This window comes from Pseudescherichia sp. (assembly GCF_031987975.1).
Taxonomy (GTDB): Bacteria; Pseudomonadota; Gammaproteobacteria; order Enterobacterales; family Enterobacteriaceae; genus Pseudescherichia.
In genome coordinates, this window is the sequence record NZ_DALZYX010000005.1 from 283,392 (window position 1) to 300,163 (window position 16,772).

The window sequence follows — 16,772 nt, forward strand, 5'->3', positions numbered from 1 at the left end:
GCGAGTATTCTATGTCTGAAAGCCCAAAAAAAGTGATCGTCGGGATGTCCGGCGGTGTTGACTCTTCCGTCTCCGCTTACCTGCTGCAACAGCAGGGCTATCAAGTGGAAGGCCTGTTCATGAAGAACTGGGAAGAGGATGACGGCGAGGAATACTGCACCGCCGCCGCCGACCTTGCCGATGCGCAAGCGGTGTGCGACAAGCTCGGCATTGAGCTGCACACCGTTAACTTTGCCGCAGAGTACTGGGATAACGTCTTTGAGCACTTCCTCGAAGAGTATAAGGCTGGCCGCACGCCAAACCCAGATATCCTCTGCAACAAAGAGATCAAATTTAAAGCCTTCCTTGAGTTTGCCGCTGAAGATCTCGGCGCGGACTACATCGCTACCGGCCACTACGTGCGCCGGGCAGACGTTGACGGCAAAAGCCGTCTGCTGCGCGGTCTGGACGGCAATAAAGATCAGAGCTACTTCCTCTATACCCTTGGTCACGAGCAGATCGCCCAGAGCCTCTTCCCGGTCGGCGAGCTGGAGAAGCCTGAGGTGCGTAAAATCGCTGAAGAGCTGGGTCTGATCACCGCGAAAAAGAAAGACTCCACCGGTATCTGCTTTATCGGCGAGCGTAAATTCCGCGAGTTCCTGGGCCGTTACCTGCCTGCCCAGCCGGGTAAAATTATCACCGTTGACGGCGACGAGATTGGCGAGCACCAGGGGCTGATGTATCACACCCTCGGACAGCGTAAAGGCCTCGGCATTGGCGGCACCAAAGAGGGCAGCGAAGATCCATGGTACGTGGTCGATAAAGACGTTGAAAATAACGTGCTGATCGTCGCCCAGGGTCATGATCACCCGCGCCTGATGTCGGTGGGCCTGATTGCCCAACAGCTGCACTGGGTCGATCGCGAAGCCTTTACCGGCACGCTGCACTGCACGGTGAAGACGCGCTATCGCCAGACCGATATTCCCTGCACGGTCACCGCGCTGGATGACGATCGTATCGAAGTCCATTTTGACGAGCCGGTTGCTGCCGTTACGCCGGGCCAGTCCGCTGTTTTCTACAGCGGCGACGTGTGCCTGGGCGGTGGCATTATTGAGCAGCGTCTGCCGCTGCCGGTTTAACGTAGACATTCTCCCCGTTGCATCTTAGGTGGCGGGGATACAAGGAGTGAGTGTGGCGAAGAACTATTATGATATCACCATCGCGCTGGCAGGGATCTGTCAGTCGGCCCGTCTGGTGCAGCAGCTGGCGCACCAGGGTACCTGTGATTCCGATGCGCTGCATGTCTCGCTGAACAGCGTTATTGACCAGAATCCGGACTCCACCCTGGCGGTGTTTGGCGGCAGCGAAGCCAACCTGCGTATGGGCCTCGAAACGCTGCTTGGCGTGCTTAACGCCAGCAGCCGCCAGGGACTGAATGCCGAGCTGACGCGCTATACGCTGAGCCTGATGGTGCTGGAACGTAAGCTCGCCGCGAGTAAAGGTGCCATGGATGAGCTTGGCAGCCGCATCGCCGGGCTACAGCGCCAGCTCGAGCATTTCGATCTGCACTCTGAGACCCTGTTAAGCGCGATGGCCGCAATCTATGTTGATGTTATTAGCCCCCTTGGCCCGCGTATTCAGGTCACCGGCACCCCGGCGGTGCTGCAAAGCGCTCAGGTACAGGCTAAAGTTCGCGCTTCGCTGCTCGCTGGCATCCGCGCCGCCGTGCTTTGGCACCAGGTTGGCGGTGGCCGTCTGCAGCTGATGTTTTCCCGTAATCGTCTGTCTACGCAGGCGAAACAAATTCTTGCCCATTGTTAACGTCCCGGAGTTTTGTCTTATGGAATTATCCTCACTGACCGCCGTTTCCCCTGTCGATGGACGCTACGGCGATAAAGTCAGCGCGCTACGCGAGATCTTCAGCGAATACGGCCTGCTGAAGTTTCGTGTTCAGGTAGAAGTACGCTGGCTGCAAAAGCTGGCGGCACATGCAGCTATCAAGGAAGTTCCTGCTTTTGCTGCCGACGCAAACGGTTACCTCGATAAGATTGTTGCGGAATTTAGCGAAGAAGACGCCGCACGTATCAAAACAATTGAGCGCACCACTAACCATGATGTGAAAGCAGTAGAGTATTTTCTGAAAGAGAAAGTGGCCGACGTTCCAGCCCTGCACGCGGTCTCTGAGTTCATCCACTTCGCCTGCACCTCAGAAGATATCAATAACCTCTCCCACGCCCTGATGCTGCATACCGCTCGCGAAGAGGTGGTTCTGCCCTACTGGCGCAAGCTTATCGATGCGGTAAAAGATCTGGCGGTGCAGTATCGCGATATCCCCCTGCTCTCCCGCACCCACGGTCAGCCGGCCACGCCGTCAACCATGGGTAAAGAGATGGCCAACGTGGCCTACCGCATGGAGCGTCAGTTCCGTCAGCTCGCCCAGGTGGAGATCCTTGGGAAGATTAACGGCGCGGTGGGTAACTATAACGCCCACATCGCGGCCTACCCGGAAGTGGACTGGCACCAGTTTAGCGAGGAGTTTGTCACCTCTTTGGGGATCCAGTGGAACCCGTACACCACCCAGATCGAGCCGCATGACTATATCGCCGAGCTGTTTGACTGCATGGCGCGCTTCAACACTATCCTGATTGACTTTGACCGCGACGTCTGGGGCTACATTGCCCTGAACCACTTCAAGCAGAAGACCATCGCCGGTGAAATCGGCTCCTCAACCATGCCGCACAAGGTTAACCCGATCGACTTCGAAAACTCCGAAGGCAACCTGGGCCTCTCTAACGCGGTGCTGCAGCACCTGGCGGCTAAGCTGCCGGTCTCCCGCTGGCAGCGCGACCTCACCGACTCCACGGTGCTGCGTAACCTTGGCGTCGGCATCGGCTACGCGCTGATCGCCTACCAATCGACGCTGAAAGGCGTGAGCAAGCTGGAAGTGAACCGCGATCGTCTACTCGACGAGCTGGATCACAACTGGGAAGTGCTGGCGGAGCCGATCCAGACGGTAATGCGCCGCTACGGTATCGAAAAGCCGTACGAAAAATTAAAAGAGCTGACTCGCGGCAAGCGCGTCGACGCCGAAGGTATGAAGCAGTTTATCGACGGCCTGGCGCTGCCGGAAGAGGAGAAAACCCGTCTTAAAGCCATGACCCCTGCCAACTACATTGGTCGGGCCATCACTATGGTTGATGAGCTGAAATAATCTTCTGCTTGTTTTAGCCCGCTCTCATTTGGGGAGCGGGCTGTTTCCCCGCTGGTTTACTCTCTGTTGATTCCGATCGCCTCATAATCACTAATTCGCGTTAAACTATTCACAACAAGAATATATGGGAGTTCGGACAATGCGCGTACTCGTCGTAGAGGACAACCCTTTGCTGCGCCATCACCTGAAAGTGCAGCTTCAGGAGCTGGGGCATCAGGTTGACGCCGCCGAAGATGCAAAGGAAGCGGACTATTACTTGAATGAGCACCTTCCCGATATCGCTATTGTCGATCTCGGCCTGCCGGATGAGGACGGACTGTCGCTGATCCGCCGCTGGCGCAGCCATGATGTTACCCTCCCCGTGCTGGTGCTTACCGCCCGCGAAGGGTGGCAGGATAAGGTCGAGGTGCTGAGCGCCGGGGCTGATGATTACGTCACCAAGCCGTTTCATATTGAAGAGGTGGCCGCCCGCATGCAGGCCCTAATGCGCCGCAACGGTGGTCACGCCTCGCAGGTCATCTCTATGCCGCCGTTTCAGGTCGATCTTTCGCGTCGGGAGCTGTCCATCAATGACGAGGTAATCAAGCTGACCGCCTTCGAATACACTATTATGGAAACGCTGATCCGCAACAGCGGTAAAGTGGTCAGTAAAGATGCTCTGATGCTGCAGCTCTACCCCGACGCCGAGCTACGCGAAAGCCATACCATCGACGTGCTAATGGGTCGTCTGCGGAAAAAGATCCAGGCGCAGTATCCTCATGACGTGATTAATACCGTACGCGGCCAGGGCTACCTGTTCGAACTGCATTCATGAAGAAGCTTCGGCGGCATCTGCTGCCGCTCTCCTTGCGGGTCCGCTTTCTGCTCGCCACGGCTGCCGTGGTGCTGGTGCTATCCCTCTCTTACGGGCTGGTAGCGCTGGTGGGCTACAGCGTCAGCTTCGATAAGACCACTTTTCGCCTGCTGCGCGGAGAGAGCAACCTTTTCTACACTCTGTCGCGGTGGGATAACCAGCGCTTCAGCATTGAGCTGCCTGAAAATCTGAATCTGCAAGGCCCTACCGTGGCGCTGATCTATGACCAGCAGGGGCAGCTACTGTGGGCCCAGCGCAGCGTGCCATGGCTGGTGCAGCGCATCCGCCCTGAATGGCTAAAAGTCGATGGATTCCATGAGATTGAGGCCGATGCCGACGCCACCAGCGTCTTAATCAGCGGCGATCCTTCAGCGCAAAAAGCCCTCAGCGATCTACGTGCCGACGATCACGATAGCGAAACCACCCACTCGGTGGCGGTGAACTACTACCCCGCAACGGCGCATATGCCACCAATGACCATCGTGGTGATTGACACCGTGCCCGACGAACTCAAGCAGGCGCACCAGGTGTGGAACTGGTTTATCTACGTAGTCATCGCCAACCTGCTGCTGGTTATTCCTCTGCTGTGGATGGCGGCGCGCTGGAGCCTGCGTCCCATAGAGGCGCTGGCTAAAGAGGTGCGCGAGCTGGAAGAGCACCATCGCGAACGCCTGAATCCGGAGACCTCCCGTGAGCTGGTCAGCCTGGTGCGCAACCTCAATCGTCTGGTGAAAAGCGAACGCGAGCGCTACGACAAGTATCGTACCACCCTCACCGATCTGACCCACAGCCTGAAAACCCCGCTGGCGGTGCTGCAGAGCACGCTGCGCTCGCTACGCAGCAACAGGTTGAGCGTCAGCGACGCCGAGCCGGTGATGCTGGAGCAGATCAGCCGTATCTCCCAGCAGATTGGCTACTACCTGCACCGAGCCAGCATGCGCGGCGGCAATATCATGCTCAGCCGGGAGCTGCATCCTGTCGCGGCGCTGTTGGACAGTCTCACCTCAGCGTTGAATAAGGTCTACCAGCGTAAAGGGGTGGCTATTACCCTCGATATCTCCCCGGAAATCAGCTTCGTCGGTGAAAAAAATGACCTGATGGAGGTGATGGGCAACCTGCTGGACAACGCCTGTAAATACTGCCTGGAGTTTGTTGAGGTGTCTGCCCGACAGTCCGACGATCGGCTGCATATTATCATTGACGATGACGGTCCCGGTATTCCGGTCAGCCTGCGGGAGACCATTTTCGACCGTGGTCAGCGGGCCGATACGCTGCGCCCTGGCCAGGGCGTGGGTCTGGCCGTTGCCCGGGAAATTGTCGAGCAGTACGGCGGCGAAATTGTAGCTGGCGAAAGCCCGCTCGGAGGTGCACGAATGGAAGCAATTTTCGCCCGTCAGCAGGAGAGCGCTGGGGATAATTAACGAATTTAGCACCCAGGCGTGTTGCCATCCGTTATAATCCGAGTCAGACACGAGACCGGGAAACTAATATGGAATATCAATTAACACTCGACTGGGCCGATTTTATTCAGCGTTACTGGCAAAAACGCCCGGTAGTGCTGAAGCGGGGCATAGCCAACTTTATCGATCCTCTCTCGCCAGATGAGCTGGCTGGACTGGCGATGGAGAGCGAAGTCGATAGCCGCCTGGTCAGTCATCAGGATGGTAAATGGAACGTCAGCCACGGTCCCTTTGAGAGCTACGATCACCTGGGCGAAACCAACTGGTCGCTGCTGGTACAGGCGGTGGATCACTGGCACGAGCAGAGCGCCGCGCTGATGCGTCCCTTCCGGGCGCTGCCGGACTGGCGTATTGACGATCTGATGATCTCTTTCTCGGTACCGGGGGGCGGCGTAGGTCCGCATCTCGATCAGTACGACGTGTTTATCATTCAGGGTACCGGTCGTCGCCGCTGGCGCGTGGGCGATAAGGTGCCAATGAAGCAGCACTGCCCGCATCCGGATCTCTTACAGGTCGATCCTTTTGAGGCGATCATTGATGAAGAGCTGGAGCCTGGTGATATCCTCTATATTCCGCCAGCCTTCCCGCACGAGGGCTACTCCCTCGAGAACTCAATGAACTACTCGGTTGGCTTCCGTGCGCCAAGCGGTCGGGAGATGATCAGCGGCTTTGCGGACTATGTGTTGCAGCGTGAGCTGGGCAGTCATCGCTATAGCGATCCGGACGTGCCGTCGCGGGAGCACCCGGCGGATATCCTGCCCCAGGAGTTAGATAAGCTGCGCGGGATGATGCTTGAGCTGATTAACCAGCCGGCGCAGTTCCAGCAGTGGTTTGGTGAGTTTATCTCCCAGTCGCGCCACGAGCTGGACGTTTCCCCGCCGGAGCCGCCCTATCAGCCGGATGAGATCTACGACGCGCTGCAACAGGGTGACAAGCTGGTACGCCTCGGCGGCCTGCGCGTGCTGCGCATCGGTGAAGAGGTGTTTGTTAACGGCGAGAAGGTCGATTCTCCGCATCGCCCGGCCCTTGCCGCGCTGGCAAATCACATTGTGGTGACCGCCGACACGCTAGGTGACGCGCTGGACGACCCGTCGTTCCTCGCCATGCTCGCCGCGCTGGTCAACAGCGGCTACTGGTTCTTCGAGGATTAACTCTCGATAACGCCCGGCGGCGCACAGTTGCCGGGCCTGCCTTTACCCTAAGCCATCAACCCCGTTTTGCGGTCAGCTCCGCAATCCGCACGATTACCCGCACCGCTTTCTCCATCCCTTCCAGGGTCACAAACTCATGCTTGCCGTGGTAGTTATAGCCGCCGGTAAAGATATTCGGGCACGGCAGCCGCATAAAGGAGAGCTGAGCACCATCCGTACCGCCGCGAATCGGCTTGAGCTGTGGCTCGATATCGCAGTCGCGCATCGCCTGCTGGGCGATATCGATTATATGCGGATGCTCAGCCACCTTTTCGTGCATGTTGTAGTAGCTGTCCTCGATCGTCAGTTCGATATAGCAGTCAGGATGCAGCCCTTTGCCGACCTTTTTGGCAATCTCCATGATCTTGCGTTTGCGCGCTTCAAAGTTTTTGCGGTCAAAATCACGAATGATGTAGTGCATCTCTGCGCGATCGACCGCCCCCTTGATGCTGGCGAGGTGATAAAAGCCCTCATAGCCTTCGGTGGTCTCCGGGCTTTCATCGGCGGGAACCAGCGCATGAATGCGCGTCGCAAGGGTTAACGCGTTGACCATCACCCCTTTTGCCGTGCCGGGATGCACGTTATTACCGACGATTTTAATCGTCACCGAGGCAGCATTAAAGTTCTCAAACTCCAGCTCGCCTACCCCGCCGCCGTCCACGGTATAGGCCCACTGTGCGCCAAACGCCAGGACGTCAAAGTGCTTCGCCCCTTTGCCTACCTCTTCATCCGGGGTAAAGGCCACGCGGATCTCGCCGTGAGGCACGTTGTGCTTAATCAGCACCGCCAGCGCGGTCATGATCTCCGCCACGCCAGCTTTATCGTCCGCGCCGAGCAGGGTCTTGCCGTCAGTGGTGATCAGCGTCTGCCCCAGCAGCTGGTGCAGCACTGGGAACATTACTGGCGAGAGGATCTCATCCCCTACGCCAAGGGCGATATCGCCCCCGCGGTAGTTCTCGACGATCTGCGGATTGACGTTTTTACCGGTAAAGTCCGGAGAGGTATCGACATGGGAGATGAACCCGATGGTGGGAATATCGCCCTCTACGTTGGCGGGAAGCGTCGCCATCACCGTGCCTTTGTCACTTAGCGTCACGTTGACGAGGCCCATCTCATTCAGCTGATCGCGAAGAAGCTCTAAAAGCTTCCACTGCCCCTCTGTGCTTGGAACCTGTCTGACACCCGGTTTCGACTGCGTATCCAATGAAACGTAGTGTAAAAAACGCTCAAGTAATTTTTCCATGCGGCCACCCTCACTTTTTGTCACAACATTATCAAGAAGCGCGACAAGATATGTATTGCGTCAGGTCACTTTTAACTTGTAAACCCTGTATTTTATTACACCCTTAATAGTGGCTGAGAAATTACCTGGCTGGGTAAGAAATCAGAACAAGGTTTGGCGATTTCAGTGGTTTGCCGTAGAATGCCAGGCCTTATTAATGTGCCAAAACCCAAGGTGGTTACTCACAAACCCCGCATCGGTAAGCCATCCGTTGCGTCTACATGGGACAGAGTCAAAAATTGAATACACAATCACGTTCGCTTTCACCGCTGGTACAAATGGCGGGGATTCGAAAAAGTTTTGATGGTAAAACCGTTATCTCCGATCTTAACCTGACCATCAATAACGGCGAATTTCTGACGCTGCTTGGTCCCTCTGGCTGCGGTAAGACCACCGTCCTGCGCCTGATTGCAGGCCTGGAGAGCGTCGATACCGGCCGTATCACCCTCGACAGCGATGATATAACGAACGTTCCGGCAGAGCATCGCCATGTTAACACCGTCTTTCAAAGCTACGCCCTCTTCCCGCACATGACGGTGTTCGAAAACGTCGCCTTTGGCCTACGGATGCAGAAGACCCCGGCGGATCACATTACCCCGCGCGTTACCGATGCCCTGCGCATGGTCCAGCTGGAAGAGTTTGCCCAGCGAAAGCCGCACCAGCTCTCCGGGGGCCAGCAGCAGCGCGTTGCCATCGCCCGGGCGGTGGTTAACAAGCCGCGGATGCTGCTGCTGGACGAATCCCTCTCGGCCCTCGACTACAAGCTGCGCAAGCAGATGCAGAACGAGCTGAAGGCGCTGCAGCGCAAGCTCGGCATCACCTTTGTCTTCGTCACCCACGATCAGGAGGAGGCGCTGACCATGTCCGACCGGATCGTGGTGATGCAGAATGGCAAGATTGAGCAGGACGGCACCCCGCGAGAGATCTACGAGGAGCCAAAAAACCTCTTTGTCGCCAGCTTCATCGGCGAAATTAACATCTTTAACGCGACGGTGATCGAGCGCCTGGATGAACAGCGTGTGCGGGCCAGCGTCGAAGGCCGTGAGTGCAATATCTACGTCAACTTTGCCGTCACGCCAGGCCAGAAACTGAACGTGCTGCTTCGCCCGGAAGATCTGCGCGTCGATGAGATCAATGACGACAATCACATTGAAGGCCTGATTGGCTACGTGCGCGAGCGTAACTACAAGGGCATGACCCTGGAGTCGGTGGTCGAGCTGGAAAACGGCAAGATTGTGATGGTCAGCGAGTTCTTTAACGAAGATGACCCCGACTTCGATCATTCGCTGGATCAAAAGATGGCGATCAACTGGGTAGAGAGCTGGGAGGTCGTACTGGCTGATGAAGAGCACAAGTAAATTCCAGAACGTGGTGATTGCCACTGTCGTCGGTTGGCTTGTGCTGTTTGTCTTTCTGCCCAACCTGATGATCGTGGCAACCAGCTTTTTGACCCGCGACGATGTCTCCTTCGTTAAGCTGGTCTTTACGCTGGACAACTACACGCGCCTGCTCGACCCGCTCTATTTTGAGGTGCTGCTGCACTCGCTTAATATGGCGCTGATCGCTACCCTTGCCTGCCTTGCGCTGGGCTATCCGTTCGCCTGGTTCCTGGCGAAGCTGCCGCAAAAGGTGCGCCCGCTGCTGCTCTTCCTGCTGATCGTGCCGTTCTGGACCAACTCGTTGATCCGCATCTACGGCCTGAAGCTTTTCCTCAGCACGAAAGGCTATCTCAACGCCTTTCTTCTGGAGCTGGGGATCATTGATACGCCGCTGCGCATCATGTTTACCCCCAGCGCGGTAATCATTGGTCTGGTCTATATTCTGCTGCCCTTTATGGTGATGCCGCTCTATTCCAGCATTGAGAAGCTGGATAAGCCGCTGCTGGAGGCGGCGCGGGATCTGGGCGCCAGCAAGCTGCAAACCTTTATTCGCATCATTATACCGCTGACCATGCCGGGCATTATCGCTGGCTGCCTGCTGGTGATGCTGCCGGCGATGGGGCTGTTTTACGTCTCGGATCTGATGGGCGGCGCGAAGAACCTGCTGATTGGCAACGTGATTAAAAGCCAGTTCCTCAATATTCGCGACTGGCCGTTCGGCGCAGCCACCAGCATCACCCTGACGGTGGTGATGGGTCTGATGCTGCTGGTCTACTGGCGTGCGATGCGCCTGCTGAACAAAAAGGTGGAGCTGGATTGATGGGCCGACTGCTGCGCGGCGGTTTTATGACCGCTATTTACGCTTACCTCTATATTCCGATCGTTATTTTGATCGTGAACTCCTTTAACCAGGCGCGCTTTGGCATCAACTGGCAGGGCTTTACCACCAGCTGGTACAGCCTGCTGATGAACAACGACAGCCTGCTGCAGGCGGCCCAGCACTCGCTGACCATGGCGGTGCTGTCGGCAACGTTTGCGACGCTGATTGGCTCTCTGACCGCAGTGGCACTTTACCGCTACCGCTTTCGCGGCAAGCCATTCGTCAGCGGGATGCTATTTGTGGTGATGATGTCCCCGGACATTGTTATGGCGATCTCACTGCTGGTGCTGTTTATGCTGCTCGGCATCCAGCTCGGCTTCTGGTCGCTGCTCTTCTCGCACATCACCTTCTGCCTGCCGTTTGTGGTCGTAACGGTCTATTCGCGCCTGAAGGGTTTTGACGTGCGGATGCTGGAGGCGGCGAAGGATCTGGGGGCCAGCGAAATCACTATTCTGCGCAAGATCATTCTGCCGCTGGCGATGCCCGCCGTGGCTGCTGGCTGGCTACTGAGCTTTACCCTGTCGATGGATGACGTGGTGGTTTCGTCCTTCGTCACCGGACCAGGGTATGAAATTCTACCGTTGAAGATCTACTCAATGGTGAAGGTCGGCGTCTCACCGGAGGTGAACGCGCTGGCGACCATTCTGTTGGTACTCTCGCTGGTGCTGGTGATTGCCAGCCAGCTTATTGGACGCGATAAAACCAGGGGCCTGAAGACCGGCTCCGCAATCAGGGGACGTTAAAATGAAAAACTGGTCACGCCACCTGCTCGCCGCAGGGGCACTGGCGCTCAGCGTGAGCGCCGCCCATGCCGAGGATAATAAGACCCTCTACTTCTATAACTGGACCGAGTATGTGCCGCCAGGCCTGCTGGAGCAGTTCACCAAGGAGACGGGCATCAAGGTGATCTATTCGACCTATGAGTCGAACGAAACCATGTATGCCAAGCTCAAGACCTATAAAGATGGCGCTTACGACCTGGTTGTGCCCTCTACTTACTTTGTCGATAAGATGCGCAAAGAGGGGATGATCCAAAAGATCGATAAGAGCAAGCTGACTAACTTTAGCAATCTCGACCCTGAGGTATTGAACAAGCCGTTCGATCCCAGCAACGACTACTCTATCCCCTATATCTGGGGCGCGACGGCTATTGGGGTCAACAGCGAAGCTATCGATCCGAAGAGCGTTACCAGCTGGGCCGATCTGTGGAAGCCGGAGTATAAGAGCAGCCTGGTGCTGACCGACGACGCCCGGGAGGTATTCCAGATGGCGCTGCGCAAGCTGGGCTACTCCGGTAACACTACCGATCCAAAAGAGATTGAGGCGGCCTATCACGAGCTGCAGAAGCTGATGCCAAACGTCGCGGCCTTCAACTCCGACAACCCGGCGAACCCCTATATGGAAGGTGAAGTGAACCTGGGGATGGTCTGGAACGGTTCTGCCTACGTGGCGCGCCAGAGCGGTACGCCGCTGACGGTGGTCTGGCCTAAAGAGGGCGGCATCTTCTGGATGGATAGCCTTGCGATCCCGGCCAATGCGAAGAACGTTGACGGTGCGCTCAAGCTGATCAACTTCCTGCTGCGCCCGGAGGTGGCAAAACAGGTTGCTGAGACCATCGGCTATCCGACACCTAACCTGGCGGCGCGCAAACTGCTCACCCCGGCGGTTGCTAACGATAAGTCGCTCTATCCGGATGCCGAGACCATCAGCAAAGGCGAATGGCAGAATGACGTTGGCGATGCCAGCGCTATCTATGAAAGCTACTACCAGAAGCTAAAAGCCGGTCGTTAAGCCTGAAATGCCCGACACGTAACAGGTGTCGGGCTTTATCGTATTACAGCATCTGACGGATCTGGTTTTCTAACGCAATCTGATCCCTGGCAAAGAGGCGGATCCCCTCGGCCAGCTTATCAACCGCCATCGGATCCTGATGGTGCTGCCACAGGAACTCGGCCTGGGTCATCGGACTAGGACGCGTTTCGCTGACGCAACCCGGCTCCAGCGCCCGGTCAAGCGGCGCGTCGCAGGCTGCCAGCTCATCCAGCAGTGCCGGAGATATAGTCAGGCGATCGCAACCCGCCAGGGCCTGGATCTGCTCAATACGGCGGAAGCTGGCCCCCATCACCACCGTCTCGTAGCCATGGGCTTTATAGTGCTGGTAGATGGCCTGCACCGACTTCACCCCCGGATCGCTTTGCGCGGCATACTCACTCTGCGGCTGATGCTGCTGATACCAGTCATAGATGCGACCCACGAACGGTGAGATCAGATAGACGCCCGCCTCCGCGCAGGCCCGCGCCTGGGCGAAAGAGAAGAGCAGCGTCAGGTTACAGTTGATGCCGGTTCTCTCCAGCTCCTCGGCGGCGCGGATCCCCTCCCAAGTCGCCGCCAGCTTAATCAGAATACGCGACGGATCGACGCCGTTCTGCTGATAGAGCTGGATAAGCTTGCGTGCCCGGGAGACGCACATTCCGCGATCCCAGGCAAAGCGTGCGTCCACTTCGGTGGAGATGCGCCCCGGCACGTGACGCAGTACCTCGGTGCCGATATCCACCGCAACCTGGTCGCAGGCGTTAATTAGCTGGGTGTCGCTGTTACCGCCCTGACGGCGTGCTTTCCCGATGGCATCGGCAATCAGCCCTTGATACTGAGGCAGCTGCGCCGCTTTCAACACCAGCGACGGGTTTGTGGTCGCATCCTGCGGGGCAAATTCTTTAATCGAGTCGATGTCGCCGGTATCCGCTACGACAACGGTAAACTGTTTTAAAGCTTCTAGCTGGTTCATACCTTTTCCCCAATATGGCGCAACAGGTCAGTCTCTGGCGTGCTGGTTCTGGTAATAGTCGATGCGTTCCACTTTCGCAGCCGAGCCGCCTCCTTCATATTCCGAATCCAGCCAGGCCTGAACGATTTTTTTACCCAGCTCCGGGCCAATCACTCGCGCCCCAAGGGTAATGACCTGAGCGTTATTACTTTTGCGGGCGCGCTCGGCGGAGAACGTATCATGACACTGGGCCGCACGTACGCCAGGAACCTTATTAGCCACAATGCTCATGCCAATCCCGGTGCCGCAAATTAAGATAGCGCGGTCGTGTTCACCCTGTTTCACCGCCATTGCCACCTGATGAGCAACGTCCGGATAATAGTCGGCATCCTGGCGTTTATCGCTGCTGTAATCTGCAACGGTTACGCCCTGCTCGGCTAAATAATTTACGATGGCGTCGCGAAATGCATAGGCGGCATCATCCGCACCAATAGCGATAGTTTTCATAACGGTTTCCTTTAATTGCGATATTAAAAAGAGAAGCTGACGTTAACTGTAAAAAAAGAGGCGATCTCCAACGCAAATAACCTGTGGCCGAGCACCACAAAGATGGACCGTACCGGGGAGTTCCGCACTCTCTGCGCTATCAAAACTTAATGTAATATGACCAAGCTGTTTTAAATTTGCCGTTGCGACGCTGCCAACGGCACTAATACGATATTCAACATCATTTATGCTCACCGTCTGGCCGGTGAGCAGGACACCATTAAATTTACCTGGCCGATGCACGGCGCAATAGTCGGCAATATCGTCGGGTACCGGTTCAGCAAATAAAATCAGCTTATTCTCTTGCAGATACCCGGCGACAAATTTGCCCACCGACACTACCTCGAGCTGATATAACGGTAATGACATCTTATTTATGTCCCTTCGTCACCTGAGAAGCGAGCGGTAGCGCGGCCTCTTTGCTCTCCGGCACGGCTTCCGGCTGCGGCGTGCGGGCCTTCAGGCGTTTGTCGAACCACGCCACCAGCACCGGTGCGGTAAGCATGGTAATGATGCTGGCGGTTGCCAGTTGGGCGGTGGCTGCATCGACATAGACGGCCAGAGAGGGATCGGCCTGGGCGACCATCGCCGGGGTCAGCGCCGAGCTGGCGGCGGTGGTGCCCAGTGCGGCTCCCAGCGCGGTTTTCTTCTTCAGGAACAGGTTGTAGAGGAAGTAGAAGATAATCCCGGTCACGGCAGAGATAACGCCGAGCACAATCCCGGACAGACCGGCGGTAAACACGGTATTAATGCTGGAGTTAGCGCCGATGGCGAACGACATAATGATGATAATCAGCGGCTGGGCGGCAGCGCAAAGCTGCTTAAACCGCTCGTCCAGGTTGCCCCACAGCATGCCGATCAGCAGCGGAATGAGCATCGACATCAGGGCGGCAAACGGAATGTTCGCCAGGCCGCTGACTCCCAGTACCATCATGGTGACAAAGGGACCATCTTTAATGCAGAATACCGAGATGGCCCCGGCATCGCTGGCGTCGCCGTAGTTGCTGCACAGAGCAATATAGAGCGAGCTGTTGGAGCTGGTGAGGCAGGCAACAAACGCCAGGGTAGAAATGCCGAGGAAGCCTGCGGGGCCAAACCACGATCCCATTACCCATACGGCCAACGCCCCGGCGATGCATTTAAGGATCAGCAGCACTGCGCCCTTATAGAGCGGCAGTCCGGCCTGGCGAATATTAATTGAGGTGCCGCAGATCAGCAGAAATATACCCATCATTGCGCTGGATCCAACTTTAAACAGCGCCGTGGTCGGCCCACCGATAGTTAACGCCTGTGGGACAAAAGTATTCAGTAAAATAGCGGCAACGAGCGGAATAATAATGAGTCCGCCGGGGACCTTATTCATCTTTTCAAGAATATTAATATTCATAGGGTTACTCGCACACGGATACAGAAGGTTTATATATTACGACGCAACGGTACTGGCCAACCCATTACGTCGTGCCTTGCTATCTTTTTATTATTTTTGTAATGCTTCTTTATAAATATGCTCAACGATGGTGCTAATAATATCTTCCGGGCCGGTTAAGCCGCCTTTACCGACACATACCAGACCCGCATAATCGCCGCCGATAATTCTCACCATATCAGTCTGCGGAATAACGTAATCGATCATCTCGATCCCCGTTGCCCCCAGCTCTTTCAGAACGTTGACCATGGTATCGCCGCCGGTCATGTAAAGGCCTTTAATCTCCTGCGGCGCGCAGGTGAGCACCTCCTTCACCACGCTGCCCAGCCCGCAGTTGATATTCTCTGCCGCCTGGCCGTGAGGAAGATCGAAGCGCCTCTCCTCCTCCTTGAGATCCAGCAGCCTGCCGGTGAGAGCAGATTCAAAAACGAACAGCGCGTTGCGGTGGCCGGTAACGCACTCTCTGGCCTGGCGCACAATACGGCTTACCTCAATCTCCGCCGCGTTCTGCCGATCGACCAGCAGTTCGGCATCGACGGGAATATGGCAAACGCGATCGTCATTGGCGATCAGGTGACCGAGTTGCTTCTTCGTCACCGGTGTGGCGCTGCCTGCAACAATCACGATCGAACCCTGCTGCTCTTCGCGGGTTAACGGGCGCTGGGAGACGCGCTTCTGCTCGCGCATCAGGCCACGATGCACCGCCAGCCGTTCGGTAAAGGGACCGGGATCGACTGCCAGCACGTTCCAGTTCAGGGAGACTACCGCCCGGGCAATGGCATCGACGTCATCGAGGGTAATGGCGTCAACCACGATCGCTCTGGAACCTTCCTGCTCCCTGGTCTGTAACGCCTGCTGAATGGAAGCATCGCCTTTCATCACCTGGGCCAGATCGATATGCCCCACCTGGTGGCGAGTCTGCGCAGCCAGCAGGCCGGGAACCCAGGACTCGGTCACTGGCGTACGCACGTCGCGGGCCACGTCGGTACAGGAGAGCGCCACCGAGTCGATCACCGAGTAGCCACCCACCAGAATGCGGCGGGACTGCGGCATCGCCGGGACCACTATCGCTACTGTCTTCTGGGGCAGCAGATCGAGCATGGCATCGATCTCATAGCCGATCCCGCCGCGCAAAGTGGTATCGATGCGTTTGGTAAAGTATTGCGCGCCCCGGGCTTTTAGTTCCGTCATCGCGGCGCTGACGCGCTGCTGCGCCTCTGCTTTCGGCAGCGGACGGCTGTCGCTGCTCACCACCATTGCCGGATACTCAACGTCGTTGCGCGCAAAGGAGTCGGTGTCAAAGAAGGCCGCCGTCTTCAGGCCGCTGCGGGCCAGCAGGACGCCGACCGTGGTCGCCCCAGTGAGGTCGTCGGCGACGATCCCCAGCTTGCCGCCCTCGCCTGCCGGGTAGACCACCTCAATACAGGCTGGAGTCACACCGGAGACGTAGATCGCCTCGTGTATGTACTCCGCCAGCGGCCCGCTTTTACCCGTCGGGTGCAGGTTGATGGTGGGAATGCCGCGCTTCGGATACAGCCCGCAGCGCAGCGTGCCGCCGCAGTCGATGACCATAATGCCGATCTCATCTTCTGCCGGCTCGCCGTGCTTAAAGACATCCACCGACGGCCAGCCGGTCAGCTCGCTCAGCCTGTCAACAACCGGGGGACGGATCCCCCCGGTGATATAGGCAATCTTCTTCGGCTGCGAAATCTCGACGGTAAGCGGACCACCCCACCCCTTACTGCCTTTGCTGATTAACAGATGTTTATCCATCTCTCTGCCTCTCGTTGCCCGGTTGCCCG

The 16,772-nt window shown here is 57.0% G+C and carries 16 protein-coding genes; 10 read left to right on the forward strand and 6 right to left on the reverse strand.

Features of this window, described 5'->3' with window-relative positions:
- Positions 1-11: 11 nt before the first annotated feature.
- The 6 genes from mnmA to RTN40_RS11135 all read left to right on the forward strand — a co-directional run bounded on the left by mnmA (position 12) and on the right by RTN40_RS11135 (position 6,654).
- On the forward strand, positions 12-1,118 hold the full coding sequence (gene mnmA, locus RTN40_RS11110) for a tRNA 2-thiouridine(34) synthase MnmA (protein ID WP_312228506.1): 1,107 nt from the start codon (positions 12-14) through the stop codon (positions 1,116-1,118).
- Positions 1,119-1,170: 52 nt separating this feature from the next.
- Positions 1,171-1,800 carry a high frequency lysogenization protein HflD gene (hflD, locus tag RTN40_RS11115; RefSeq protein ID WP_312228507.1) on the forward strand — a complete coding sequence of 210 codons (630 nt, stop codon included), beginning with the start codon at positions 1,171-1,173 and terminating at the stop codon, positions 1,798-1,800.
- Positions 1,801-1,819: 19 nt separating this feature from the next.
- Positions 1,820-3,190 (forward strand): adenylosuccinate lyase, encoded by a 1,371-nt coding sequence (gene purB, locus RTN40_RS11120; RefSeq protein ID WP_312228508.1) that lies wholly within the window; start codon positions 1,820-1,822, stop codon positions 3,188-3,190.
- Between the two features lie 139 nt (positions 3,191-3,329).
- Entirely contained in the window at positions 3,330-4,004 is a 675-nt protein-coding gene (gene phoP / locus RTN40_RS11125; protein WP_312210855.1) for a two-component system response regulator PhoP, read from the forward strand.
- Positions 4,001-5,464, forward strand: a complete 1,464-nt coding sequence (gene phoQ, locus RTN40_RS11130) for a two-component system sensor histidine kinase PhoQ (protein ID WP_312228509.1) — start codon at positions 4,001-4,003, stop codon at positions 5,462-5,464. The genes phoP and phoQ overlap by 4 nt, the downstream gene beginning before the upstream one ends.
- Positions 5,465-5,532: 68 nt before the next feature.
- On the forward strand, positions 5,533-6,654 hold the full coding sequence (locus RTN40_RS11135) for a cupin domain-containing protein (RefSeq protein ID WP_312228510.1): 1,122 nt from the start codon (positions 5,533-5,535) through the stop codon (positions 6,652-6,654).
- A 55-nt stretch (positions 6,655-6,709) separates the two neighbouring features.
- Here the strand turns inward: RTN40_RS11135 and pepT are convergent, their stop codons facing one another.
- Positions 6,710-7,936, reverse strand: coding sequence for a peptidase T (pepT, locus tag RTN40_RS11140; protein ID WP_312228511.1), 1,227 nt, complete (start codon positions 7,934-7,936; stop codon positions 6,710-6,712).
- A 260-nt stretch (positions 7,937-8,196) separates the two neighbouring features.
- Here pepT and potA point away from each other — a divergent pair, with 260 nt between their 5' ends.
- From potA to potD, 4 genes are read left to right on the forward strand one after another with little or no spacing between them, the layout of a single operon-like run.
- The gene (potA, locus tag RTN40_RS11145) at positions 8,197-9,333 is read left to right on the forward strand and encodes a spermidine/putrescine ABC transporter ATP-binding protein PotA (protein ID WP_312228512.1); all 1,137 of its coding nucleotides are present in this window, start codon (positions 8,197-8,199) and stop codon (positions 9,331-9,333) included.
- Positions 9,317-10,174 (forward strand): spermidine/putrescine ABC transporter permease PotB, encoded by an 858-nt coding sequence (gene potB, locus RTN40_RS11150; RefSeq protein ID WP_312228513.1) that lies wholly within the window; start codon positions 9,317-9,319, stop codon positions 10,172-10,174. Before potA ends, potB begins: the two co-directional genes overlap by 17 nt.
- Positions 10,171-10,977, forward strand: coding sequence for a spermidine/putrescine ABC transporter permease PotC (gene potC, locus RTN40_RS11155; protein ID WP_312228514.1), 807 nt, complete (start codon positions 10,171-10,173; stop codon positions 10,975-10,977). The genes potB and potC overlap by 4 nt, the downstream gene beginning before the upstream one ends.
- Before the next feature lies 1 nt (position 10,978).
- Positions 10,979-12,025 (forward strand): spermidine/putrescine ABC transporter substrate-binding protein PotD, encoded by a 1,047-nt coding sequence (potD, locus tag RTN40_RS11160; RefSeq protein WP_312228515.1) that lies wholly within the window; start codon positions 10,979-10,981, stop codon positions 12,023-12,025.
- 43 nt (positions 12,026-12,068) lie between these two features.
- Here potD and tal read toward each other — a convergent pair whose 3' ends face one another.
- From tal to RTN40_RS11185, 5 genes are all read right to left on the reverse strand, one after another.
- Positions 12,069-13,019 carry a transaldolase gene (tal, locus tag RTN40_RS11165; RefSeq protein ID WP_312228516.1) on the reverse strand — a complete coding sequence of 317 codons (951 nt, stop codon included), beginning with the start codon at positions 13,017-13,019 and terminating at the stop codon, positions 12,069-12,071.
- A 27-nt stretch (positions 13,020-13,046) separates the two neighbouring features.
- Positions 13,047-13,505, reverse strand: a complete 459-nt coding sequence (gene rpiB, locus RTN40_RS11170) for a ribose 5-phosphate isomerase B (protein WP_268108319.1) — start codon at positions 13,503-13,505, stop codon at positions 13,047-13,049.
- Positions 13,506-13,547: 42 nt separating this feature from the next.
- The gene (locus RTN40_RS11175; protein WP_312228517.1) at positions 13,548-13,913 is read right to left on the reverse strand and encodes a PTS glucitol/sorbitol transporter subunit IIA; all 366 of its coding nucleotides are present in this window, start codon (positions 13,911-13,913) and stop codon (positions 13,548-13,550) included.
- Between the two features lies 1 nt (position 13,914).
- A complete protein-coding gene (locus tag RTN40_RS11180) occupies positions 13,915-14,931 on the reverse strand; it encodes a 2-keto-3-deoxygluconate permease (RefSeq protein WP_312228518.1) in 1,017 nt (338 codons plus the stop codon).
- A gap of 90 nt (positions 14,932-15,021) precedes the next feature.
- Complete coding sequence (locus tag RTN40_RS11185) at positions 15,022-16,743, reverse strand: four-carbon acid sugar kinase family protein (protein WP_312228519.1); 1,722 nt, start codon at positions 16,741-16,743, stop codon at positions 15,022-15,024.
- Between the last annotated feature and the right edge of the window lie 29 nt (positions 16,744-16,772).